The sequence below is a fragment of the Meishania litoralis genome, from assembly GCF_042611095.1.
GTDB classification, from domain to species: Bacteria; Bacteroidota; Bacteroidia; order Flavobacteriales; family Flavobacteriaceae; genus Meishania; species Meishania litoralis.
This window is the reverse complement of the sequence record NZ_JBHFPV010000002.1, coordinates 606,718-630,681: the sequence shown is the minus strand read 5'-3', so window position 1 is coordinate 630,681 and position 23,964 is coordinate 606,718. Positions and strand designations below refer to the sequence as shown.

The 23,964-nt window shown below is 42.4% G+C and carries 23 protein-coding genes; 6 read left to right on the top strand and 17 right to left on the bottom strand.

Annotation, left to right across the window (positions count from 1 at the left end; translation table 11 throughout):
* Nucleotides 1-714, top strand: coding sequence for a response regulator transcription factor (locus ACEZ3G_RS11890; protein WP_432425711.1), 714 nt, complete (start codon nt 1-3; stop codon nt 712-714).
* 48 nt (nt 715-762) lie between these two features.
* Here the strand turns inward: ACEZ3G_RS11890 and ACEZ3G_RS11885 are convergent, their stop codons facing one another.
* Genes ACEZ3G_RS11885 through ACEZ3G_RS11850 form a run of 8 tightly spaced genes read right to left on the bottom strand, consistent with a single transcriptional unit; the run spans nt 763 to nt 8,200 of the window.
* Nucleotides 763-1,266 (bottom strand): gluconokinase, encoded by a 504-nt coding sequence (locus ACEZ3G_RS11885; protein ID WP_432425710.1) that lies wholly within the window; start codon nt 1,264-1,266, stop codon nt 763-765.
* Entirely contained in the window at nt 1,263-2,171 is a 909-nt protein-coding gene (miaA, locus tag ACEZ3G_RS11880; protein WP_432425709.1) for a tRNA (adenosine(37)-N6)-dimethylallyltransferase MiaA, read from the bottom strand. The genes ACEZ3G_RS11885 and miaA overlap by 4 nt, the downstream gene beginning before the upstream one ends.
* Nucleotides 2,168-3,007, bottom strand: coding sequence for an ion transporter (locus ACEZ3G_RS11875; RefSeq protein ID WP_432425708.1), 840 nt, complete (start codon nt 3,005-3,007; stop codon nt 2,168-2,170). Before ACEZ3G_RS11875 ends, miaA begins: the two co-directional genes overlap by 4 nt.
* Nucleotides 3,004-4,374 carry an exonuclease domain-containing protein gene (locus ACEZ3G_RS11870; RefSeq protein ID WP_432425707.1) on the bottom strand — a complete coding sequence of 457 codons (1,371 nt, stop codon included), beginning with the start codon at nt 4,372-4,374 and terminating at the stop codon, nt 3,004-3,006. Before ACEZ3G_RS11870 ends, ACEZ3G_RS11875 begins: the two co-directional genes overlap by 4 nt.
* Before the next feature lie 37 nt (nt 4,375-4,411).
* On the bottom strand, nt 4,412-5,071 hold the full coding sequence (locus ACEZ3G_RS11865) for a YggS family pyridoxal phosphate-dependent enzyme (protein WP_432425706.1): 660 nt from the start codon (nt 5,069-5,071) through the stop codon (nt 4,412-4,414).
* Nucleotides 5,068-6,336 carry a DUF1015 domain-containing protein gene (locus ACEZ3G_RS11860; RefSeq protein WP_432425705.1) on the bottom strand — a complete coding sequence of 423 codons (1,269 nt, stop codon included), beginning with the start codon at nt 6,334-6,336 and terminating at the stop codon, nt 5,068-5,070. Before ACEZ3G_RS11860 ends, ACEZ3G_RS11865 begins: the two co-directional genes overlap by 4 nt.
* Before the next feature lie 5 nt (nt 6,337-6,341).
* Complete coding sequence (locus ACEZ3G_RS11855) at nt 6,342-7,229, bottom strand: 3-hydroxybutyryl-CoA dehydrogenase (protein WP_432425704.1); 888 nt, start codon at nt 7,227-7,229, stop codon at nt 6,342-6,344.
* 11 nt (nt 7,230-7,240) lie between these two features.
* A complete protein-coding gene (locus ACEZ3G_RS11850) occupies nt 7,241-8,200 on the bottom strand; it encodes a Gfo/Idh/MocA family protein (protein ID WP_432425703.1) in 960 nt (319 codons plus the stop codon).
* A 205-nt stretch (nt 8,201-8,405) separates the two neighbouring features.
* Here ACEZ3G_RS11850 and ACEZ3G_RS11845 point away from each other — a divergent pair, with 205 nt between their 5' ends.
* Nucleotides 8,406-9,047, top strand: coding sequence for a protein-L-isoaspartate(D-aspartate) O-methyltransferase (locus ACEZ3G_RS11845; RefSeq protein ID WP_432425702.1), 642 nt, complete (start codon nt 8,406-8,408; stop codon nt 9,045-9,047).
* A gap of 60 nt (nt 9,048-9,107) precedes the next feature.
* Here ACEZ3G_RS11845 and ACEZ3G_RS11840 read toward each other — a convergent pair whose 3' ends face one another.
* The gene (locus ACEZ3G_RS11840; protein WP_432425701.1) at nt 9,108-10,574 is read right to left on the bottom strand and encodes a Gfo/Idh/MocA family protein; all 1,467 of its coding nucleotides are present in this window, start codon (nt 10,572-10,574) and stop codon (nt 9,108-9,110) included.
* Nucleotides 10,575-10,664: 90 nt separating this feature from the next.
* A complete protein-coding gene (gene smpB, locus ACEZ3G_RS11835) occupies nt 10,665-11,126 on the bottom strand; it encodes an SsrA-binding protein SmpB (RefSeq protein WP_432426066.1) in 462 nt (153 codons plus the stop codon).
* A 120-nt stretch (nt 11,127-11,246) separates the two neighbouring features.
* Here smpB and ACEZ3G_RS11830 point away from each other — a divergent pair, with 120 nt between their 5' ends.
* Nucleotides 11,247-11,984 (top strand): DUF6503 family protein, encoded by a 738-nt coding sequence (locus ACEZ3G_RS11830; RefSeq protein WP_432425700.1) that lies wholly within the window; start codon nt 11,247-11,249, stop codon nt 11,982-11,984.
* On the opposite strand, the gene ACEZ3G_RS11825 is transcribed toward ACEZ3G_RS11830, so the two are convergent.
* Complete coding sequence (locus tag ACEZ3G_RS11825; protein WP_432425699.1) at nt 11,971-12,522, bottom strand: SixA phosphatase family protein; 552 nt, start codon at nt 12,520-12,522, stop codon at nt 11,971-11,973. The genes ACEZ3G_RS11830 and ACEZ3G_RS11825 overlap by 14 nt on opposite strands.
* 186 nt (nt 12,523-12,708) lie before the next feature.
* Between ACEZ3G_RS11825 and ACEZ3G_RS11820 the strand changes: the two genes are divergently transcribed.
* A complete protein-coding gene (locus ACEZ3G_RS11820; RefSeq protein WP_432425698.1) occupies nt 12,709-14,442 on the top strand; it encodes a PorP/SprF family type IX secretion system membrane protein in 1,734 nt (577 codons plus the stop codon).
* Nucleotides 14,443-14,524: 82 nt separating this feature from the next.
* Here the strand turns inward: ACEZ3G_RS11820 and ACEZ3G_RS11815 are convergent, their stop codons facing one another.
* The gene (locus tag ACEZ3G_RS11815) at nt 14,525-15,121 is read right to left on the bottom strand and encodes a TetR family transcriptional regulator C-terminal domain-containing protein (RefSeq protein ID WP_432425697.1); all 597 of its coding nucleotides are present in this window, start codon (nt 15,119-15,121) and stop codon (nt 14,525-14,527) included.
* Between the two features lie 116 nt (nt 15,122-15,237).
* Nucleotides 15,238-17,838 carry an ATP-dependent chaperone ClpB gene (clpB, locus tag ACEZ3G_RS11810; RefSeq protein WP_432425696.1) on the bottom strand — a complete coding sequence of 867 codons (2,601 nt, stop codon included), beginning with the start codon at nt 17,836-17,838 and terminating at the stop codon, nt 15,238-15,240.
* Between the two features lie 166 nt (nt 17,839-18,004).
* On the opposite strand from clpB, the gene ytxJ reads away from it, so the two are divergent.
* The gene (gene ytxJ / locus ACEZ3G_RS11805) at nt 18,005-18,394 is read left to right on the top strand and encodes a bacillithiol system redox-active protein YtxJ (protein WP_432425695.1); all 390 of its coding nucleotides are present in this window, start codon (nt 18,005-18,007) and stop codon (nt 18,392-18,394) included.
* A 38-nt stretch (nt 18,395-18,432) separates the two neighbouring features.
* Here the strand turns inward: ytxJ and ACEZ3G_RS11800 are convergent, their stop codons facing one another.
* Together ACEZ3G_RS11800 and fahA are read right to left on the bottom strand one after the other, a co-directional pair.
* Nucleotides 18,433-19,644, bottom strand: coding sequence for a hypothetical protein (locus ACEZ3G_RS11800; protein ID WP_432425694.1), 1,212 nt, complete (start codon nt 19,642-19,644; stop codon nt 18,433-18,435).
* Between the two features lie 121 nt (nt 19,645-19,765).
* Nucleotides 19,766-21,046, bottom strand: coding sequence for a fumarylacetoacetase (gene fahA / locus ACEZ3G_RS11795; protein WP_432425693.1), 1,281 nt, complete (start codon nt 21,044-21,046; stop codon nt 19,766-19,768).
* A gap of 111 nt (nt 21,047-21,157) precedes the next feature.
* Between fahA and glyA the strand changes: the two genes are divergently transcribed.
* The gene (glyA, locus tag ACEZ3G_RS11790; RefSeq protein WP_432425692.1) at nt 21,158-22,432 is read left to right on the top strand and encodes a serine hydroxymethyltransferase; all 1,275 of its coding nucleotides are present in this window, start codon (nt 21,158-21,160) and stop codon (nt 22,430-22,432) included.
* A 34-nt stretch (nt 22,433-22,466) separates the two neighbouring features.
* Here glyA and ACEZ3G_RS11785 read toward each other — a convergent pair whose 3' ends face one another.
* Together ACEZ3G_RS11785 and ACEZ3G_RS11780 are read right to left on the bottom strand one after the other, a co-directional pair.
* Entirely contained in the window at nt 22,467-23,123 is a 657-nt protein-coding gene (locus ACEZ3G_RS11785; protein ID WP_432425691.1) for a hypothetical protein, read from the bottom strand.
* Nucleotides 23,124-23,282: 159 nt separating this feature from the next.
* Entirely contained in the window at nt 23,283-23,954 is a 672-nt protein-coding gene (locus tag ACEZ3G_RS11780) for a histidine kinase (protein WP_432425690.1), read from the bottom strand.
* Nucleotides 23,955-23,964 lie beyond the last annotated feature (10 nt).

The following is a 23,964-nucleotide window of genomic DNA, read 5'->3' as shown; positions in this document are numbered from 1 at the left end:
ATGGAAACAGCAAACAAAAAGATTCTTTTGGTCGAGGACGACCCCAATTTTGGTATTGTACTTAAAGACTACCTGTCAATGAACGATTTTGATGTTACATTGGCCAAGAACGGTATGGAAGGTTTTGAAAAGTTCAAAAAGGACAATTATGATGTCTGTATTTTGGATGTTATGATGCCTTATAAAGATGGCTTTACATTGGCCAAGGAAATTCGTGAAAAGAACGAAAATGTACCAATCGTCTTTTTGACCGCCAAGACCATGAAAGAAGATGTGCTAAAAGGGTATAAGGCCGGTGCAGATGATTACCTGAACAAACCTTTTGATTCTGAAGTTCTTTTGATGAAACTTAAAGCAATAATTCAGAGAAAGGCATCGAATACGTTGGCAGATAGCAAGAAATTCGAATTTAAAATCGGAAACTTTCACTTAAATTCCAAATTACGTTTTTTAAAATATAAGGACAATGATGCGATTAAACTCTCACCAAAGGAGAATGAACTATTGCGGCTTTTGGCACTTCATGAAAACGATTTAATGCCGAGGGAATTGGCGTTGACCAAAATTTGGAGAGACGATAACTACTTCACTTCTCGAAGTATGGATGTTTACATTGCAAAATTGAGAAAGTACCTCAAGGTTGATGAAGATGTGGAAATTTTGAACATTCACGGCGAAGGATTTAGGTTGGTGGTGAAGAATGGAGAAGAATAAAAAGATAATTGCCAAAGATTACCGAGGGCGCTCTTTTTAATGAGCGCCTTATTTTTTGCCTAAAGTTCTTAGTATTTTTTCAACAATAATGTCCGGCGGATTGGCAATCGAAACGGTTATGGCCTCAATTGGGGGTTCCAAAGCTTCAAACTGCGATTTGAGTAATCCTGCTGGCATGAAGTGGTCGCTTCTCTTCTGCATACGCCGATGTATTTCATCGTAAGTACCTTTCAAATATATGTAGGTCACGCGTTCGAATATCGAATCTTCAAGTAGTTTTCGATAGCTTTCTTTTAAGGCCGAGCAACCAATTACGGCACCATGGGCCATATTTTCTATAGCCAGTTGGTTGAGTGTTCGTAACCAATCCATTCGATCCTCATCGGTCAGCGGTTTTCCATTTGACATCTTGGCCACATTTGCACTAGAATGGTAATCGTCTCCGTCAAAAAAGGGTATGTCAAGTTTTTTGGCCAACAATCGCCCAATGGTAGACTTTCCACATCCTGAAACACCCATTACAAAAAAGATCGTTGCGTTCGCTTCGTTCATGCCGATTCAAGCTTTTTTTCAATAACGGAAATGGCACCCGAAATATCATCCTGATAATCTACCCATAGGGTATTTTCGCCCTTTCTGAACCATGTTAATTGGCGTTTGGCAAACCTGCGGGTATTTTTTTTGATTTCAGAAATGGCGAATTCGAGAGACCACTCCCCATCGAGGTATTTGAACAATTCAGTATAACCCACAGTTTGCAAGGCGTTTAACGAGCGATATTTATATAGTCTTTCAGCCTCTTGGATCAGGCCTGTGGCGATCATGACGTCAACGCGTTCATTGATACGGTCATAGATTATTGGTCTATCGGCAGATATGCCAATGGTAAATGTCTCGAAAGGGCGCTCTACTCTTTTTTGGTTTAAAAAAGTAGAGTAGGGCGAACCTGTGCCCAAGCATATTTCCAAGGCCCTTATCAGTCGGTGCGGATTGGCTCTGTCTACTTTGGAATAATAGGTTGGGTCCAAGATTTTTAGCTGTTCTTGAAGGGCTTTAATACCATTTTTCTTATAAGTATCGTTAAGTTTGCTCCTTATTTTTGGGCTTACCTTGGGAAAATTGTCAAGACCTTTTGTGATCGCGTCAATATAAAGTCCACTTCCACCAACCATAACGGCAATATTCTTGATACGAAAAAGTTCATCGAGTTTGGCCATGGCCTCATGTTCAAAATCACCTACCGTATAAGGCTCTAAAATGCTCTTGTGCTGAATAAAATGATGCGGTACATCGGCCAGCTCATCCTTTGAAGGAACTGCGGTGCCAATTTTCATTTCCTTGTAAAACTGGCGTGAATCGGCCGAAATAATCTCTGTTCCGAAATATTTCGCCAAGGCAATGGCAAGGGTCGTTTTTCCTATGGCAGTGGGCCCAACTATTGCCAGTAGCAGCTTCACGCCTCATCGGTTATATCATACCCACATTTTCTGCAAAAATCGGCATCGGAGCGATAGATTTCGGCACTGCAATTCGGACAAGATCTTCCCTCATCCAAATCTTTGGCCTTGTTTTGTGCCGAGGCGTATTCGGCCGATACAATTCCTGTCGGTACCGCGATTATTCCATATCCAATGATCATGATCAATGTGGCAAGAAACTGTCCTAAAGCCGTTTCAGGTGAAATATCACCGTAGCCGACCGTTGTCAAGGTAACAATCGTCCAGTATACGCTATGGGGTATACTGTTAAAGCCATGTTCGGGCCCTTCAATAAGATACATTAGGGTGCCCAGAAGTACGGAAATGACCAATACAAAAAACACGAAAACAAAAATTTTCGTCCGACTGGCTTTCAAAGCTCTTACCAAATTATTCGACTCACCAACGAAACGGACCAATTTCAAGATCCTAAAAACCCTTAACAATCTCAGGGCCCTGAAAGCGGTAAGATATTGCGATCCTACCAAAAAATAAGAAAGATATTTCGGGATGGTGGACAATAGATCGACTATACCAAAAAAACTGAAAATATACTTTCTAGGCTTATTGATACAGATTACCCTGAGAATATACTCTATGGAAAATAGAATGGTGACCACCCATTCAGAGATGTTCAAGAATTCATGGTACTTAGTGTCAAATCGAGGAACGCTTTCAAGCATTACGACGATAATGCTGTAAAGTATAAGAACAAGCAGAAGAATATCGAACAGTTTTCCTGCAGGGGTATGTGTACCGTATATTACCTCATGGAGTTTTCTTCTCCATCCAGTATCAGATTTATCGTCTTTCAAACTATGTCTAATTCTATTTTCTTGATGACCTTTCTTTTTCTTAGGTACGAGTCGATAATGTGAGCGGTGTTTTCGTTGCTCTCCATCGGGGTAATCAATGATTCTAAGATATGAATATTATTGATTTGATGGTTAAGGTCGTAGTACCCCAATCCCTTAAAAATACCATTTTTGATAAGAATGGCACTGTATTCACCAATTTCACGCCCCTTGTCTACAAGAACAAAACTCTTTCCGTTCGAGCTATATTTTTTTAGTGCAGATTCAACTCGAGCATTATACTGCTCGACGGGTTCTTGGGCCGAACACGCCCCGTTACATTTTTCAGGATTATGCCCTGGGTCATTCGCACCGGTCCCGGCAAGACCATTTAGTTCGGGACACAATGTAAATTCTTCGTTTAATTTATCAAGGAAGTTAATGGCACTATGAATACCATTGAAAGTCATTAGGCCCTTTTTTGTTGGGGTCGCCTTAGCGATTTGCAGACAAATGTAGCCTCGATCATTTTCTTCGGCCAACATTATGTGGCTATAAAGCCGTTGTTTTGTATGTGAATTAAACTTGGGCGAGTTGCGCCGCAACTCTTCCTGTTCTTTAAGAATGGCCACGAGTTCGCTTCCAGTCTTTTCGAAGGTCACCTTTTTGGTTTCCTTTTGTAATCTGCGTGCCCGGTTTCCTTCTTGGGTGAAATGTTGATTTACCCTTTTTTTTATGTTATTGCTTTTGGCAAGGTAGATTATTTCCCCATCCTTATTATGCATATAATAAATACCGGTTTCAGAGGGCATTCGTTCCACGATATCAAGTTGCCTTTCAGATAGCTCGCCGTGGGCCTCTTTTCGTACAACGGTCTTGAGTATGGATTTGTCGCTGTCTTTGGCCAATAATAGTTTGAACAATTTTAGCGTCGCCAATGCATCACCATTGGCTCTATGCCTATCGCTTACCGCAATGCCCAACGAACGCACCAATTTGCCGAGACTGTAAGATTCGGCTTCTGGCAACAATGTTTTGGAAAGCTCCACCGTACAGAGCGTTTTACGTTCGAAATTATACCCCAAGCGCCTAAATTCGGTACGTAAAATTCGATAATCGAATTGCGAATTGTGGGCCACTAATACCGAGTCTTCGGTAATTTCAACGATTCTCTTGGCCACTTCATGAAATTTAGGGGCCGTTCGCAGCATCTTATTGTTAATGCCGGTAAGATTGACTACGAATGGCTGTATTTCACGTTCGGGATTGACCAAGCTTATGAATCGATCGATTACCTTATGCCCGTCAAATCTATGGATGGCGATTTCGGTGATGCCTTCCTCGTTATACTTTCCACCTGTTGTCTCTATATCAAGAATCGAATACATTGCTTTTTGTTCAATACATGTTACCGTAGACGATAGGTTAGCTATAGTTTCTAGAACCAAAGATACTACTTCCGATGCGGACCATTGTGCTGCCTTCTTCGATGGCGATTTCGTAATCACCGCTCATACCCATGGAAAGTATCGATATTTCAGGTAGTTGGGCATTCACCGCGTCAAACAGGTTTTTGAGGGCTTTGAATTCCCTTCTAATCTGTAACTGGTCTTCAGTGAACGTAGCCATACCCATTAGACCCACTATCTGGGCATTTGGCAACTGCGGTAACTCTTTCGATTCAACAAGTTCATTCAGCTCATCGGGGTCGAAACCAAATTTTGTATCCTCTTCCGCTATATGCACCTGTAAAAGACATTTGATGACCCGATTATGTTTTTTGGCCTGTTTGTCTATCTCTCTTAAAAGTTTAAGACTATCAACACCATGGATCAACGATACGAATTCGGCCAGATATTTTACCTTGTTTCGTTGTAGATGCCCGATCATGTGCCATTGAATATCCTTGGGCAATTGTTCCCATTTTGAAACCATCTCCTGTACTTTGTTCTCGCCGAAGGTCAAATGACCACTGTTATAGGCCCTAAGTATATCTTCAACAGGCTTGGTTTTCGATACCGCAACGAGTTCAACACCCGGGGGCAGCCCTTTTTTTATTCTTGCCAGATTATCGGTTATCGTCATTTCACAGTTAAATTTCGATTCTTTTTATACTCTAATTCATAAATGGCCAATCCACTTCTCAACTTGGGCTCGATATAAGTGCTTTTAGGGGGCATGACCAGGTTGGCATCGGCGATATCCTTGATTTCATCCATTGTTAATGGTACCAAGGTGAAACCAACCTTGTAGTTGCCCTTATCGATTTCATCCTTCATCCTTAATACATTGTGTTTGCCATATCCATAGGTGATACGTTTATCATTTCGCAGATCTGTAATACCCAAAATGGGTTCAAGGATGGTTTTATACAATATTTGCGTATCGAGTTCGCTCAACGGATCGGTAAAAGCGTACGCTTTCTTTCTTAAGTATAAGGAATAGAATTCCCCGTCTAGATACATCCCAAAATGATGTTTCCGTGTGGGCTTGTAAAGTATGACACCTTTGTTTTGAATGCGGAAGTATTCATCGAGACGAACCAAAAATTCCTCTTTGGTCAATCCGTTCAGGTCTTTTGCCATTCGGTTGAACTCATATATATAAATTTCGGATTCGGGAATCAAATACCCCATAAAATAATTGTAAGGTTCTTTGCCCGAATGTTCAGGGTTTGCCTTTTCGCTAATGTTGGCCAACAAATCTGAGGACGCACATCGATGATGGCCATCGGCTATATAAAGGGCGTTTATATCGGCGAACTCATCTTTTATTTTGCGTATGATCTTTTCGTCTGAGATTGGCCAGAGCCTATGCGTAACCTTATCAGTGGTGGTAAAGTGGTATTCGGGAGACCGTTGTTTCTCTTGGTCGAAAATTTTCGCAATGGAATCGGTGTCCGGGTATGTCATCAAGACCGGTTCGGCGTTGAATTTGACCGTTTGAAGGTAGTTTGCAAAAAGTTTTTCGCGTCGGCTTATGGTGTCCTCATGTTTTTTGATAACACCATTTCGATAATCCGCAACGCTGGTGGCCGCGAAAAGACCACAGCAACTGAAATTGTTCTTCTCAATCTGATACAGGTAGAAACAGTCTTGGGCGTCTTTCATCAGAACATCCTCCTCCAAAAACTCCAGGTACCTATTCCGAACTAATTTGAAGCGTTCGTTTCCAACGACCTTTTTATCGAATTTGAATCCAGGGTTGATAATATGTAAAAACGAAAACGGATTAAACTTTAAAGTAGCGTTCAGTTCTTTTTTTGAATAATCTTCGTACGAGCGTGAGACGACAAATGATGCCTTGTCATTTTTAGGGCGTATTGCCTTGAACGGTCTAACAACGGCCATAATTCTTATTTGAACTGTTCGGAAACAATTTCAGCTTTACGCGACGCTGAATAATCATAAAAACCCTCGCCCGATTTAATACCTAATTTCTTTGCCCTGACCATATTGACCAATAAAGGGCAAGGCGCATATTTTTGGTTTTTGAAACCCTCGTACATGACATTGAGAATCGAGAGGCATACGTCGAGACCTATGAAATCCGCCAATTGCAAGGGGCCCATTGGGTGGGCCATTCCCAATCTCATGACGGTATCGATTTCTTGAACCCCCGCAACCCCGTTATATAGGGTTTCGATAGCCTCGTTTATCATGGGCATCAAAATGCGGTTGGCCACAAAACCCGGGTAATCGTTTACCTCGGTCGGGGTTTTGCCCAATTTTTCAGCAAGTTCCATGATCGCTTTTGTGGTGTCGTTCGAAGTGCTATATCCTCGGATGATCTCAACCAGTTTCATAATGGGCACGGGGTTCATAAAATGCATGCCGATTACCATTTCGGGCCTATTTGTAGCTGCGGCGATCTGGGTTATGGAAATTGAGGAGGTATTGGTCGCTAAAATGGTCGTTGCCCCACATGCTGCGTCCAATTCCTTGAAAATGGCCAACTTCAGTTCGATATTTTCGGTGGCCGCCTCAACGACAAGATCAACATTTTTCACCCCTTCTACGAGTATCGTATTCGTAGTAATATTTGCCAAGGTAGCGGACTTGTCAGTTTCATTTATTTTTTCTTTGGCCACCATACGGTCAAGGTTCTTAGATATTGTCGCTAGAGCTGTATCAAGAGATTTCTGCGAAATGTCGATAAGGTTGACCTGAAACCCGCTTTGGGCAAAAACATGTGCGATACCATTACCCATGGTACCTGCTCCGATAACTGCAATTGTTTGCATGCGAATATGATTTAAAAAGATTCGATTATAGCCAATGCTACCTTTAGTGCCGCAGTACCCTGTTCCAATGTTACCACAGGAACCGTATCATTGTTAATGGCATCGGCAAATGTTTCGAGCTCATCTAAAATAGCATTGTTTTCAAAAATCTCAGGATTTTCGAAATAGATCTGTTTTTTTTCTCCTTCGGCATTCTGCAAGACCATATCAAAATCGCCAATGGTTTCGGGTGCATCCTTCATTTTGACGACCTCCACTTTTTTTTCCAAAAAATCGACCGATATATAGGCGTCTTTTTGAAAAAAGCGTGACTTGCGCATATTCTTCAGCGATATACGGCTCGCCGTTAAGTTGGCAACACATCCGTTTTCGAATTCAAGCCGTGCATTGGCAATGTCAGGAGATTTACTTATTACGGAAACCCCGCTCGCATTGATCTGTTTTACATCAGACGAGACCACGCTTAGAATGGCATCGATATCATGGATCATAAGGTCTAATACTACCGGAACATCGGTACCCCTCGGATTAAACTCTGCCAATCTATGGGTCTCTATGAACATCGGATCCTTGATACTCTCCTTGACGGCCTTAAAAGCGGGATTAAAACGCTCGACATGGCCCACTTGACCTTTTACACGATACTTTTTTTCCAGCAATAACAACTCGTTTGCTTCTTCGAGGGTATTGGTAATGGGCTTTTCGAGAAACACGTGTTTGCCCTGTTCCATCGCTTTTTTCGCGCACTTGTAATGGGAAAGGGTAGGGGTAACGATATCTACAACATCAACACTTTTGATGAGCTGGTTGATATTGTCAAAATAGGTATAACCGAATTCGGCGGCTACATTTTTGCCGTTGATCTCGTCAGCATCGTAAAAACCGATAAGTTCATATTTGGTCGATTCGTTCAGAAGGCGCAAATGAATCTTACCGAGATGGCCGGCACCCAAGACCCCTACTTTAAGCATAATTTTTATTTTGCCCAAAAATACATAATTGTTAAGAGTAAACGGTCCATGCCTTTAGGTTTAGTAGCTTCTTTTGGCCATAGCGATGAAGGCCCGGCAGTGAAAGTTGACGACATTTTGATACGGTAAACGTAGTTCGGCAAACTTTGTTTTGATTTTTATTTGAATTACTTCCCTAACTTTGGAATTCAAAAAAACCAAACCTTTGAAAGATACATTGAAGCATCGTGGTATGCGCAATAAGTTGGCAGAATTGTTGATTGCCAAAGGAATAAGCGATAAAAAAGTATTGAATGCCATCCGTGCCGTTCCCCGTCATTTGTTTATGGACAGTAGCTTTGAAGGCCATGCGTATCAGGACAAAGCTTTTCCCATTAGTGCTGAACAGACTATTTCACAACCTTATACTGTCGCCTTTCAAACAGAGCTTTTGCAGGTAGAACCGGGGGATAAGATTTTAGAAATAGGTACCGGAAGCGGGTACCAGACAGCAATATTATTGGCATTGAAAGCCAAGGTTTTTACCATTGAACGTCAAATAGAGCTCTTTAAAAAGACAAATATATTTTTCAAGAAAATGGGTTATCGCCCTAAAAAGTCCATCTTCGGAGATGGTTATAAAGGTTTGCCCGAAGAAGCCCCTTTTGATGGTATTATTGTGACCGCTGGAGCGCCTGAGACCCCGAAATCCCTATTGTCGCAGTTGAAAATGGGGGGCAGGTTGGTTATACCCGTGGGCGAAGATGACCAAACCATGACTCTATATATACGAACATCTGAGAAGGAGTTCGAGAAAAAGGAATTAGGGGTCTTTCGTTTCGTACCTATGTTAGAAGATAAAAACTAAGCTTTTCATTATAATCTTCAAAGGAGGAACGCGCATATAACGCCACTCTTGACCATATCATTAAACAACAAACCCATCACGGTAGGTTCTTCCAACAAATTGATTGGCTTCTTCAAGATTGGTAATGCGCATATTTTCGCCGTCCCATAACAATTTTTTGCGGCCGAAGAACTCCATTTGGTTTTTTTCGTTTTCCCTGCGGAGCAAATACGAGCGAATGGCCAAGTTGCCCATCAATACGGTCTCGGTCATAGGTCCGGCATAATCGAAGGAAGAAGTCAAACCTAAATGTTCTTCACTTCCGAAGCCTGCCTTACAGGCATCGACCCATTTACGTTGGTGGCCATATTCGGGTTCCTCGTTATCCTCGATTTCGGGGCCAAAGTCGGTAGTGCCGTCGTTTAAATACAGCTTCGGCATAATCGGAGAGCTATCGTTGATGTTCGTCGAAATGATTCCTTTTTCACCGATTATCAATACACCGTTCGCACTGTTCTTTCCTCCTATGTCATGGTCGGCGGGAATGATATCTGGGTGTGAAGGACGAATACCACCGTCGCTCCACGTCATTTCTATGGGCGACTTGCTTTTTTCGGTCGCATCGAAATGCAATGTGATGAACGAAGAGGCAGGACAGCCTTCAGGGTGATAATCAGGACTCCACATTTGAGAGAACACCGACCCCACACTACATTCGGCATCGGTCGGATATTTAAGGCCTAAAGTGCGGAATGGAATGTCTATCAAATGGCATCCGACATCGCCAAGGGCCCCTGTGCCGTAATCCCACCATCCTCTCCAACTAAAAGGATGTAGATTAGGAGTATATTCCTTGAACGGCGCCGGCCCCAACCATAGATCCCAATTTAGTGCCGATGGCTTTGAACTTGGGTCAGGAGCGGGCATTGCGCCTCCTTGGGGCCATACGGGGCGGTTGGTCCATACCTGGACTTTTGAAATGGCCCCGACCGCATCGGTATCGATCCAATTTTGTACCATATTCAAAAGTGGATTCGAACCTCCTTGATTCCCCATTTGGGTCACTATCTTCTTTTCACGGGCCATTTCGGTAAGCATTCGAGCTTCCCTGATATTATGTGTCATCGGTTTTTGAACATAAACGTGAATGCCGCGTTCCATAGCATATTTGGCGGCCGGACCATGAACATGATCGGGCGTAGAGATCGTTACCGCATCGATGTTTTTCTTTTTGTCCAACATCACACGGTAGTCGTCAAATAACTTGGCCTTCGGAAAATTTTCTACTGACCGCTTGGCCGAACCTGAAAAATCGACGTCACAGAGTGCAACTACTTTTTCGCGACCGTTGACCGAGGCGTTCTTGATGTCGCTGGCTCCTTTGCCTCCGGCACCGATGGCCGCCAAGGCTAAACGGTCACTGGGCGCAACGTACCCTACTCCTCCCAAAACATGCCTGGGAACTATGAAAATAGAGGAAGCCATTGCTCCTTGCTTGATAAATTTTCTTCTTGAATTGCCCGGTTTTTTGTCTTTGTCGTCTTTCATGATAGTGACCAGTTGATTTTATGACAACAAATTACAAAAGAATACCTTAACAAAGAATAGGATTTTTGGGAAGAACCATCAAGCCCGGATCTAGTTGTTGAAGTTTTTCTTGATCCTATCCAAATTCCTCTTGTTATCGCGATCCCTTATGGTTTCGCGTTTATCGTATAGTTTTTTTCCCTTGGCGAGAGCTATGGTCAATTTGGCGAGTCCTCGTTCGTTCAGAAAGAGGTTTAAGGGAATAATCGTATATCCCGAAGTAGTGACTTCTTTTCGAAGTTTTTTAAGTTCTTGTTTGTTGAGCAAGAGTTTGCGCTCTGCCTTGGGTCTATGGTTGTAATGGGTGCCATGCGAATATTCATCGATCTGCATATTGATGATAAAAAGCTCCCCGTGCTCATTGAACTCGCAAAAACTCTCTGCTATTGCGGCCTTGCTTAAACGTATTGATTTTATTTCGGTTCCCGAAAGCACGATTCCGGCCGTGTACTTGTCCAGCAATTCGTATTCGAATCGAGCCTTCTTATTTTTTATATTCACATTTTGTTGCATCGGGCAGCAAAAATAAAAACAAAATGTTGCCAATGGTGCTTCATTTTGGTTTTGCTTTAAAATATTTACTTATTTGAAGTAAGATAAGTGTCTTTAATCGAACTACTAACAAAATCAAAGATGAAAAAATACGCTCTACTATTGTTCTTCATATTGCTTTTTTCCTGTAGGCAAAAAAAGGATAGTTTATTAACGGCGCAGCAAATCGTTGACAAAAGTATCGAGGTCTGCGGGGGCGATCTGTACAAGACCAGTAACATTTCCTTTGATTTTAGGGATATTACATATACCCTCGATGTTACCAAGGGCCAACGAATACTTAAGCGCGTTATTACCGCGGACTCTTCGGTCGTTGTGGATGTACGCCATCCTCATAAATTTGAAAGATATATCAACGATAGTCTGGTGGTTCTGCACGATACCTTGGCCAATAAATATGCAAACTCGGTAAATTCCGTCCATTATTTCGCCTATTTGCCCTTTGGCTTGAACGACGCGGCCGTGAACAAAGAATTACTGGAAAAAGTTGCCATAGAGGGGCAAGATTATTACAAGGTCAAGGTAACATTTGATCAAAAAGGTGGCGGTAAGGATTTTGACGATATTTATGTGTATTGGTTTAATGCCGACACTTTTAAACCCGATTTTTTAGCTTATGAGTTTCATGTGGATGGAGGCGGAATGAGATTTCGCGAAGCTTACAATGAAAGGTCGATAGGAGGCATACGGTTTGTCGATTACAACAACTACGAACCAGAAGACCCGCTGCATTCGATTTATGACATCGATAGCTTGCTTATGGCGGGCAAACTTAAACTGCTTTCTAAAATCGAATTAAAAAATATTACTCTCGAGTAGGGCAACTGCAGTTGAACGTCAATTGCATATCGGTGGTCTTGCCATTGACAATTTGAACGATGAAAAGTTTGCCGTTCTCATGATCGTCAATATCAGGGTACTTGTCTTCACCTATCATTTTATTGACCAAAGCAGGCGTAGTATTACTATGTCCGACTACAAGAACATTTCTATTCAAGTTGTCTGCTTTAAATTGCTCAATATCAATAATTTCAGGGTCATAATATTGAACGGTAATATCTTGTTTCACAGATGTTGGCGCGGCCGTCATTGATGTACGCTCAAAATCAGTGGTATAAATGGCATCAAGTCTTACATCGTTAAGAATTTCTGCCCAGTGCATGGCACGGCCCAGACCGGCCTGATTTAGTTCTGGATCTTGATTTTCAGGATTGGATCTATCCTTCTCGGCATGTCGAATGAAGTAGAAGGTCGAAACTGTGGGCGGGTTGAAATCTACAGCGATTTTTTTATCTTCCTTACAGCTGGCCAATATTAATATCAGGCAACCGATGAACATGGTGAAACTTCGTTTCATTGAATGCTTTTTAGTAGTTTTTTGCAGTTTTATTAACATTTGTCAGCATAAACCTTTATAGGGGCTGATCGATGTAATGCACTGTTTGATGGCTATTTTCGGGGTATTTGATTATTTTTCTTTTACTCTAACTAAAATAATCGCAAAATAGTATGTAAAACTTAAGGTTTTTCGTTTTTTTTGCATATGCTGAGAACACTACCTACAATACTTTTCCTATTCCTCTTGTTTGTCGTACGGGCGCAAGATGTCACCTTGCCCGTAGACCTTCGACAGCACAATCTTACAGAATATAATTCGAGTTTTTTTCATCCTGCATTTTCATTGACAGCGAACAATCCGAGTTCTATTGCCGTATGGTCGCGTTGGCAATGGCAATCGCCAGATGCAGATCCAACGACCTTGTTTTTGAACTATACGCACAAGCTGAATGAAAGTTCTGTGGCGGGCGCTGGGTTTTATCAGCATAATACGGGTATATTTCTCAATACGGGAGGGGTATTGAATTATTCCTATGTAATGGAAATCAACGAAAGGGCAACGTTGGCTTTGGGCCTGAACCTTTTCGGTTTCAAGCAAAAATTATCAGATGATAGATTTCAACCAGACCCGCAGATACAGCTTCCCCAACTGGTGATAACCGATGATTTCGTACTGCAAATGGCTCCGGGGCTTCTTTTTTCTTTGGATAGGTTTAGCGTTGGCATTGCTTCCGAGAACCTTTTTGACTACAATTTCACAACCAATGAAAGACATTCAAAGCCAGAGGATAGAATCTATACGGCCTTGGCTTCCTATGCCTTTCCGTTGGGCCTTTTCAATTTTAAAGAAACCGTTTTAAGGCCGATGGTATATTATAAGTCCATTCCCGATAATGATGCGCAGATCGGACTAACAACCTTGCTTTCGACCGAAAAATTTTGGGCGCAAGCAGGTTATAATAACTTTTATGGAATCTCATTCGGAGGTGGGGGAAGGTTTTTTAAACGTGTTTCCATAGGTGCTTTAATGGAGCTGGGCATGGGTAATGATTTAAGCGGTAAGGATCCCACATTTGAGGTACTTGCGGCCTATCGTTTTATGAAATCGGATAAAGAAATAGAAGAAAATGCAGTTGCGGATGAGGATGTTGAAGATGAAAAATTAGAGAAGAAATTGGCCAAGGAAGAGGAGAAGGCCCAAAGACTTGCTGAGAAGGAACAGGAGAAACTGGCGAAGGAAAAGGCGAAAAGAACGAAGGACTCGCTCGACCTTGCTAAGAAACAACAAGACATCGATAGGAAAAAAGAATTGGAAGAACGTCAGAAAAGAATCAAGGATTCACTTGACCTGATCGAGAGAAACAACAAAGAAGTCATTGCCCTGCAAAGGGAACAACAAAGAAAACAAGATTCTATAAACAAAGTAAGGGAAGCCGAGGCATTGGCAGAGAAGCAACGTCAAGAACAATTACGCAAACAGGATTCGATCGCCAAGGCCGAAGCCTTGGCCGAGGCAGAACGACTAAGGGCCAAACGAGAAATCGATTCGTTGACGCAGGTAAGAATTGCAGAAGCGGAGGTTGCTAAAAAGGCCGAAGAAGAAAAAGCTGTGGAACAAGAGGAAGTCGTTGAAGTAGATCCAGCGGATAGACCTCAGGACGGAGAGAAATATGAGGAGGTAAATACCGAGGATGGACTTGAACCTGGCTACTATTTGATCACGAACGTATTCGGCACCAAAAAGTATTTCGATGCCTTTATGAAAGACTTGACCCGAAGAGGCCTAGAGCCAAAGTCGTTCTTAAGAAGCTTGAATAATTATAATTATGTTTACTTGAAGCGATATGACACCATGACCGAGGCCAGAAAGGCGAGAGATAGTAAGTTTGATGGACGCTATCAAGATAAAACCTGGATTTTCAGGGTTGTGGGCAAATAGTCCATTAATTTCCTAAATAAAAAGAGCCTTGGTAAGCACTGTCAAGGCTTTTTTATTTGCCAATAAAAAAGGCAAAGGAATATTATTTCTTTATTTCACGATTGATAAGTACCTCGAGATAGGCCACCGTATTCATTAAATATTTTCTGTCTCGAGTAATGGTAGTCATCGCTACCGCCCCCTGAAGCATGGTGTACATTTGTTTTGCGAACTGTAACGGGGTTACAGGAAGTCGAAGCTCATTGCCGTTCACACCGTTTTCAAGTACCAGCGCTATTTTACCCTCGATGGTCTTTATCGTTTCGCGCACAGCTGCCGCCAATAGCCTATTGTTGTTCTGTGCATCTACCCCCACGTTCAAAACGGGGCACCCACCCAACTCATCGGTAAAAATATCATAGTTGCGATAAAATTTTGTGAGCACAAAGAGCTTTTCCAGTGAGGTTCCTTCGGTATTCAATTGCTCATCAATGGCGCTCAACAAACGTTTGCTACTATATTCGAATGCCGATAAGGCCAGGGCCTCTTTATTTTCGAAGTTACCATAAAGTGCTCCCTTTGTGAGTCCGGTCGCCTCGGTGAGATCGCTCATACTCGTAGCAACATAGCCCAACTTATTAAAAATAGGCGCTACGGTCTCGATGATATATTTTGTGGTTTTTTCGGCTTTGGAGGTCATTTCGGGCAATTTTATACGAATATAAAAGATCTATATACTGTATGGTATATATTGTTGATAAAAAAAACACCCTTCCATTTGTGGTGGCTTGGGTGTTTTTTTCTTCTGTAAAAGGATTACCCTACAAGTTCTCCTTGATTTCTAAAGACGAGTTTTTCATCGAAAGAATCTATGAGCACGATGCTATCCGCTTTGATATTGCCACCCAACAATTCTTTTGAAAGGTTGTTGAGCACTTCTTTTTGAATGACCCTTTTGATGGGCCTGGCACCATATTGCGGATCATAACCTTTATTCGCCAAATAGGTTATGGCCTCTTCGGTAGCGTCGATAGTAATCTGTTGTTGCGACAACATTTTCTTTAAGGCGTTCAATTGCAACTTTACGATTTCTGTGATGTCTTCTTTGTTCAATGGCGTGAACATGATGATATCATCGATCCTGTTCAAGAACTCAGGGCGGATCGTTTTACGCAGCAATCCTAGAACTTCAACCCTTGCGGCTTCTGTGGCACTATAAATATCCTTGCTGTTCTCGAATTTCTCCTGAATAATATGGCTTCCCATATTACTGGTCATGATAATGATACTGTTCTTGAAATCGGCAAGCCTACCTTTGTTGTCGGTCAGGCGTCCTTCATCCAGGACCTGTAGCAGCACGTTAAAGGTGTCGGGATGCGCTTTTTCTATCTCGTCCAACAACACCACGGAGTATGGCCTTCTTCGAACGGCTTCGGTCAACTGGCCACCTTCATCATAGCCGACATATCCTGGAGGGGCACCTACCAAACGGCTGACCGAATGACGCTCTTGGTATTCGCTCATATCGATTCGGGTCATGGCGTTTTCATCATCGAAAAGGTAGGCTGCCAAGGTTTTGGCCAATTCGGTCTTACCGACCCCGGTCGTACCCAAGAATAGAAATGACCCTATTGGTTTTTTAGCATCCTGAAGCCCGGCGCGACTACGGCGTATGGCATCCGATACGGCCTGGATCGCTTCTTCTTGGCCCACAACCCTTTTATGCAGTACTTCTTCCAACTTTAAAAGTTTGTCCCTTTCAGATTGTAACATTTTGGTAACGGGTATTCCTGTCCATTTGGCCACCACCTCGGCAATATCCTCATTGGTAACTTCTTCTTTGATCAAAGTGCCTGAGCTTTGTTGCTCGTCGAGTTCTTTTTGAAGGTTTTCCAACCTTTCCTGGGCTTCCTTGATCTTTCCGTACCGCAGTTCGGCTACCTGCCCATAATCACCGTTGCGTTCTGCACGTTCTGCCTCCAGTTTAAATTCCTCGATGTCTTGCTTGGTCTTTTGAATATTGTCTACGACCGTTTTTTCGCTTTCCCATTGGGCGAAGATTTCATTGCGGTCTTCCTTCAAATTGGCCAAATCGGCATTAAGTGTTTTTAGCTTTACTTTGTCGTTTTCGCGCTTGATGGCCTCGATCTCGATTTCCAATTGCATTATTTTACGATCGAGCACGTCAAGTTCTTCGGGTTTTGAGTTGATTTCCATCCGTAGCTTAGACGCGGCCTCATCCATTAGGTCAATGGCCTTGTCGGGCAAGAACCGATTGGTGATATAACGCTGCGAAAGTTCGACCGCGGCTATGACGGCCTCGTCTTTGATCCGAACTTTGTGGTGCGCTTCGTACTTTTCCTTGATACCGCGTAATATTGAAATTGCACTCTCCGTATCGGGTTCATCGACCACCACTTTTTGAAATCTACGTTCAAGAGCCTTGTCTTTTTCAAAATACTTCTGATACTCGTCGAGAGTTGTGGCTCCGATGGCACGGAGCTCTCCTCTCGCCAACGCCGGTTTCAGAATGTTGGCCGCATCCATTGCTCCCTGTCCGCCACCGGCACCGACCAAGGTGTGTATTTCATCAATAAACAATACAATATCGCCATCTGAATTGGTAACCTCTTTGATGACCGATTTTAGACGTTCTTCAAACTCACCTTTGTACTTCGCCCCTGCGATCAGGGCACCCATATCCAAGGAATAGATAACTTTTTCTTTTAGGTTTTCGGGCACATCACCTTGTATGATACGATGCGCAAGACCTTCTGCGATAGCTGTTTTGCCCACCCCGGGTTCGCCAACCAACATAGGGTTGTTCTTGGTGCGCCTTGACAGAATCTGCAAGACACGGCGAATTTCCTCATCACGGCCAATGACCGGGTCAAGTTTGCCGCTATCTGCCAATTGGTTGAGATTTCTGGCATATTTATCCAATGAGTTATACGTATCCTCGGCACTTTGTGAGGTTACCTTTCCGCCTTTACGCAACTCTTCGATCGCCGTTTTTAAATCTTTTTCGTTTACGCCCTGGTCTTTTAATATCTGGGCAATTTTGCTTTTGGATTTAAAAATCGCCAAGATGAGATGTTCTATGGAAACGTACTCGTCTTCCATTTTTTTGGCGATAATGTTAGCCTCGTTAAGGGTTTTGCCCGCTTCTCGGGAAACCATGATCTCACCGCCGGATACTTTTGGAAAGCTTTCGAGCTCTTTTTCCAGAATCTGTTTCAGAATGGAAACATTGACGTTCAGTTTTTTTAAAATGAACGGCAGCACATTTTCCTCGACTTCCGAAATAGCCCTGAAAATATGTTCGTTCTCGATTTGTTGATGTCCCATTTCTTGCGCGATCAGCTGTGCTTGCTGAATGGCTTCCTGAGATTTTATAGTGAAATTATTAAAGTTCATATATCAATTCTTTTTGTTGTTATTGTTTACTTTTGGCTAGAATACGACAACAACCTTACCAATGCTTTTTACCAGACAAAATGTCTTGTAAAGTCAATAATAATCAGACATTTAGTCAGTTTGTAAGTTTGGGAGGGATGTACGGCAGGTACTAAAAATGATAGGTATGTTCGGTAAATTATTTGGAAAAAAAGATATTGGTGAAACCAAGGAAAATATTAAGATTCCCTGGGTACCTTTAACATCGACAGAGCAGTTGGATGAAATTATCGATAAGTCGGCATTACGGACCCAAATGCTGTTCAAGCACTCGACTACCTGTGGAATCAGTAGAATGGTGCTCAATAGGTTCGGAAAAAATTTTGACTTCAAGGAGAATCAGGTCGATCTCTACTATTTAGACCTACATAGTTTTCGCGGACTTTCGAACGAGATCGCTTCGAGATTTCAGGTCGCGCACCAATCACCGCAGTTGTTGGTCGTCAAAAATGGGGTAGTGGTGGCCCACGATTCCCATGGCGGAATCAACGACTTGGATCTAAAAACGTTGGTTTGAAAAAAAGGTCTTTCCAATTTCAGGAAAGACCTTTTTAACTATCGCGACGATAAGTTTCTATTCGGGTCGAATTTGTGCCGAAGTATTATGTTCTTGATTCGGTTTTTGATATCCTCACCTGCATCATAAACCATTTGCTCATCATTTGGAAAAGGCACTGCGGCCAAATCGAGTAAGGCAACGAGATCATTGTCCAGGGCACGTTTGTCGCCTTTGTAATTGGCATATGCATGCTCGAATACAAATTCGCTTGATAACGGATAGGTATTCAGTTGCTGTTTTGTTCTCAAATCGATATAACTGACATTGCCCGTGACCTGCGCGGCCTTGTGCTGCGTAAATTGATAAAAATCACAGCGAACCGTCTTGAATTTATCGACCTTGATCTTATTGCCAAGGCTATCTTTTACGATATTCCCGTTGGAATCATAGAGATATTTATATCCATCTTTGATCTGCTTCTCCTTAATGACCTGTTTTTCGTTGACACGTTCCGGTGATATATTGATCTCTTTAAAGGCGACCTGCATTTCATAATCGTAATCAACGTTTTTCAAAGCATTGGTATGGTACGTGGTCCATAGATCATCAAGGCCATAGGCGTTGAAATTCAACAATTCTTCTTCTAGTCGGGTCGGAACGATCTTGTCGGTATCGTTTACCATGCTGACTTTTACAAAATCGAGGCCTTTTCTATGGGCTTCTTCGATTCTAAGCTTGACATCGTCGTAACCGGGATTGATTTCCTCCAAATAAACGAAATCATCATAGGCCTTTCGATAATCGAATTTGCTGGTAGCGTTTTTCAAAAGATTCGAGGCGTTGTCATATAGATATTCCGACAGGTCATCTTTTGAATCAAGAATGGCATCTTGATAGTTGTTGAAAGAAAAATGCGCATCCCTGTTTTCTTCGTAGATATGCAAGGGAAGCAAAGGTTTGATCTGCTCCTGTATCGACCTCAGGTTTACATAGGTGTTGTAGATTGTTTCGTAATGAGCGGGATTTTCATCGTCTTCCAAGAAACCGATTCTTTCCAATTCTCTTGTGGTATTCTTTTCAAAAGCTTCTTCCAAAAGAATGATATAAGGCTGATTGCTCTTTTTCTCCTTGTTATTGGCCAAATTGTCTATGGCCTTGCGAATGGCACTGTCGTAATTACCCGTGTTAATGGCCTTTTGGGTATTTTTGACCCCTCCACAGGCAATTAAAACAAATGATATTACCGAAAATAGTATTGCTTTCTTCATGACGTTAGACTTTAAGGTTTAAGCATTGAATTTCAATTGCCATGCCAAAACCTGTCTAGACCATAACGAAAAACGGCCATCGATAGTATAAATCAGATGTGCGGACCGAAAAAAGGGTATTTTAGGCCTTAAGGGCAGGCAACAGTTTTGTGCTTAGGTCACCAAAACCGATTCTGATACCATTTTTTTCGCAATAGCCTTTCATTGTTACCGTATCACCGTCATGGACGAACTTACGTTCCTCCCCATTTTGTAGGGCAATGGGTTTGGTGCCTTGCCAAGCCAGTTCTAGCATGGAGCCGTAAGAATCGGGAGTTGGTCCAGATAGAGTGCCACTGCCCATCATGTCGCCACTGTTGACCTTACAGCCATTAATGGTATGGTGGGCCAACTGTTGGGCCATTGTCCAATACATATATTTGAAATTTGATCTGGTCACGGTAGTCGGGGAACCTCCTTCGGGAGTAAGATCGACTTCCAAGTGAATGTCAAAGCTATGCTTGCCAGATTGCTTTAGGTAAGGAAATGGTTCCGGATCCTGTTTCGGGCTCTCCACCCTAAAAGGCTCCAAGGCATCAAGGGTAACTATCCATGGAGAAATCGACGAAGCGAAGCTCTTGGCCAGAAAAGGGCCGAGCGGAACATATTCCCACTTTTGAATGTCACGGGCACTCCAATCGTTGAAAATTACCATTCCGAAAATGTAATCCTCGGCCTCGTTTATGTCGATAGGTTCACCCATGGCGTTGGCATCAGTCGTGATAAAGGCCATTTCAAGCTCAAAATCGACCAATCGCGATGGGCCGAACAATGGTTTTTCCGCCCCCTTGGGCAACGTTTGTCCCATGGGCCGACGTACCGCCGTTCCGCTGGGCACGATGGTAGAACTTCTACCGTGATAACCTACCGGGAGGTGCAACCAATTGGGCATAAGGGCATTTTCGGGATCACGGAACATCGTGCCAACGTTGGTGGCATGTTCCTTGCTCGAATAGAAATCGGTATAATCGCCGATCAATACGGGCAATTGCATTTCTATTTCATCGATTGCGAACAGCACGATTTTTTTATGTTCCTCATTGTGCTGAAGACCTGTACTATGAATATCGAAGATCTCACTTATACGATTACGTACCAAACGCCAGGTCTTTTTGCCATCGGAGATAAAATCGTTCAAGGTGTCTTGTAAAAATATGTCCTCGGTCAAGGGTATTCCCGAGAAATATCCCAGTTGGTGCAGCGCACCCAAATCTATGGCTGTATCACCGATTCGGGTACCGATGGTGATAATGTCATTGCGGGTCAGAAAGACCCCGAACGGGATGTTTTGAATTGGAAAATCCGAATTGTCGGGAACCGTGAGCCAAGTTTTTTTGTTAGGGTTGTTTGCTTTTAAAGACATGGACGATTTGTTAATTTTCGTTTGATAAATTCTTGATCAAATATATTCTTTTCTACCAATTAACGATTGTCAATTTGTATTTTTGCCACTCATTTAACAGTATATCCGACTATGCAACGAGATACCCGCGTCTTTGAACTTATCGAAGCAGAAAAACAACGCCAGATTAATGGAATCGAACTCATTGCCTCAGAGAACTTTACTAGTCCCCAGGTGATGGAAGCTGCCGGTTCGGTATTGACCAATAAATATGCCGAAGGCTATCCTGGCAAACGCTACTACGGAGGTTGTGAGGTAGTCGATGAGGTAGAACAGTTGGCCATCGATCGCGCAAAAGAACTATTTGGCGCCGAATATGCCAATGTACAGCCGCACTCGGGGTCTCAGGCTAATGCTTCGGTCTATCATGCATGCCTTAGCCCGGGAGATACCATTTTGGGTTTTGACCTATCGCATGGGGGGCATTTGACCCATGGTTCACCCGTGAACTTTTCAGGTAAGCTGTACAGGCCTGTTTTTTATGGTGTTGATGAAGAAACCGGAGTGTTGAATTACGAAAAGATACAAGAAATTGCCCTTAAGGAAAAACCGAAACTTATTATGGCAGGTGCTTCGGCATATTCGCGCGATATGGACTTTGCCAAGTTTCGCGAAATTGCCGACAGCGTCAATGCGATTTTAGTTGCGGACATCTCGCACCCGGCAGGTTTGATCGCCAAAGGTATCATGAACGACCCGATACCCCATTGCCATATCGTTACTACCACGACCCACAAAACCCTACGTGGGCCAAGGGGTGGATTGATTTTGATGGGAAAGGATTTCGACAACCCATTTGGAATCAAACTAAAGAACGGAAACCTTAGAAAAATGTCGGCACTTTTGGATTTGGCGGTTTTTCCCGGAAATCAAGGCGGGCCCTTGGAGCATATTATAGCCGCAAAAGCGGTGGCCTTTGGTGAAGCACTTTCAGATGATTTTTTACAATACCAATTGCGTGTCAAGAAAAATGCCGCTGCCATGGCCAAAGCTTTCGTGGCTAGGGGTTATCATATCATTTCCGGTGGAACCGATAACCACATGATGTTGATAGACCTGCGTAACAAGAACATCACGGGAAAGGATGCCGAAAAGGTGTTGGTCAAGGCAGATATCACGGCCAATAAGAATATGGTGCCCTTTGATGATAAATCTCCCTTTGTGACTTCAGGTATAAGGTTCGGTACGGCTGCAATTACCACAAGAGGACTCGAAGTTGAAGATATGGCCAAGATTGTGGATTTGGTCGATCGCGTACTGATGAACCCTGACGATGAAAGTATAATAGCATCAGTTAAAGGTGAGGTCAATGAAATGATGGGAACTAGGGCATTGTTCAATGCCTGAATTTTATTAAAAAACGCCTAAATAGTTGGTATGTTCATGGGAAAATGAACAGACTTCCGGGCAGCAACGCACGCTTCTCCAGTTCGTAAATAAGTGGATTTTTTTCCGATTCAAAATAGAGCCCCCAATACCTATAGTATTCCTTTTTATCCCTTTCAATGAATACAGGGCCGTCGAGCAAGCTATCGATATGTAGCTCTTCCTCATCAGAATCAAAGACAGGAATATATATTTCAAAAGGCATTTCACCCAACTCTTTCGTCATATATACATAATGCCTTCCAATCTCTGAAACGATATTCTGCAATTCAACGGTGATACTTCGGGAATGTATCCTATTGATGATAATCGCCGTATCTTTCAGAAAAATCGAAAATTCATCAACGTCAATGAAAAAGGGGTTCTTTGATTCAAGTATTTTAAGATGCCTTGTCAACGAATATCCCTTCGAATGAAATGCTCCCCATTCATCTTTCTTAAAATGGAACAACAGCCCTGCTAGGCTCAGGTTGCAGGTCAACTCCAAAGTCAGCAAGCACTCGTTCTTTTCGTTAAGTCTCTTTGTAAGGTAAATTGAGGAAAAAAAATCTTTTTCAAGGGCATTTACAAAGGCATCGAGCCCTAATAATTGAAATTCTTTCGAACCTCCCTTGAACAATGCATTTCTAAAATTATCAGGAGTGAATGGCATAGTTGGTTTGCAAAAGTCTGTCCTCTATCAAAGTTAGCAGTAAGCAACCATTTTCGACCACATAAAAACCTTGTAAAAAAGAAGGTTTTTGTCTAAAACATTCAATTTTTGTTTAAAATGCTTATTTACAAGTATTTAAAAATTAAAAATATTGACTATTTAGATGAAACCTTTTTCACGGGCACGCTCTATCAGGCTAAAATCATTACCATCATCTATTCCGAAAAGTGTTTTTATCTTTCTTTTTCTTGTCTCGATGGTAGTTAGTGATAAGGATAGCAACGGCGAAATGTCTTTTGTACGCACTCCTGTTGCAATATGATAAAGGATTTTTTTGTCGGTATCGTCTATTAAATCATTATTGGCCATTGTCTTTCTTATTACCGACAGGGCACTGGCCGTATAATATGGAGGGTCAGAGATGACTTTTTTCACCATGTGGATTAACGATTCCTCATCGATTTCAGACTTGACCATGTAACCGTCGGGATCTGTAGCTTGCAGAATGCTTTTGATTCTGAAAGCATCACTAAAGGATGACATGTAGACCAATTTTGTATTCGGCGCGACTTTACGCGCCAATTTACCCAAGTCTTCCCCCGAACGGGGGTCTTTTGTTTCTGGTGAGAACAATTGAATATCAAACAAAAAGATGTCGTAACGATAAAGCTTTTCAGATTCTTTTATTCTACGAGTTGCCTCATCAAAAGATTTGCAAGTATCCACCATTACTTCATAACCGTCGAAACTGGCACCCTCTAGGATATACTTATAACCCAAAGTTGTCATTTCATGGTCGTCGACTGCCAAAATACGTTTATACTCTTCCATGTAATAATAT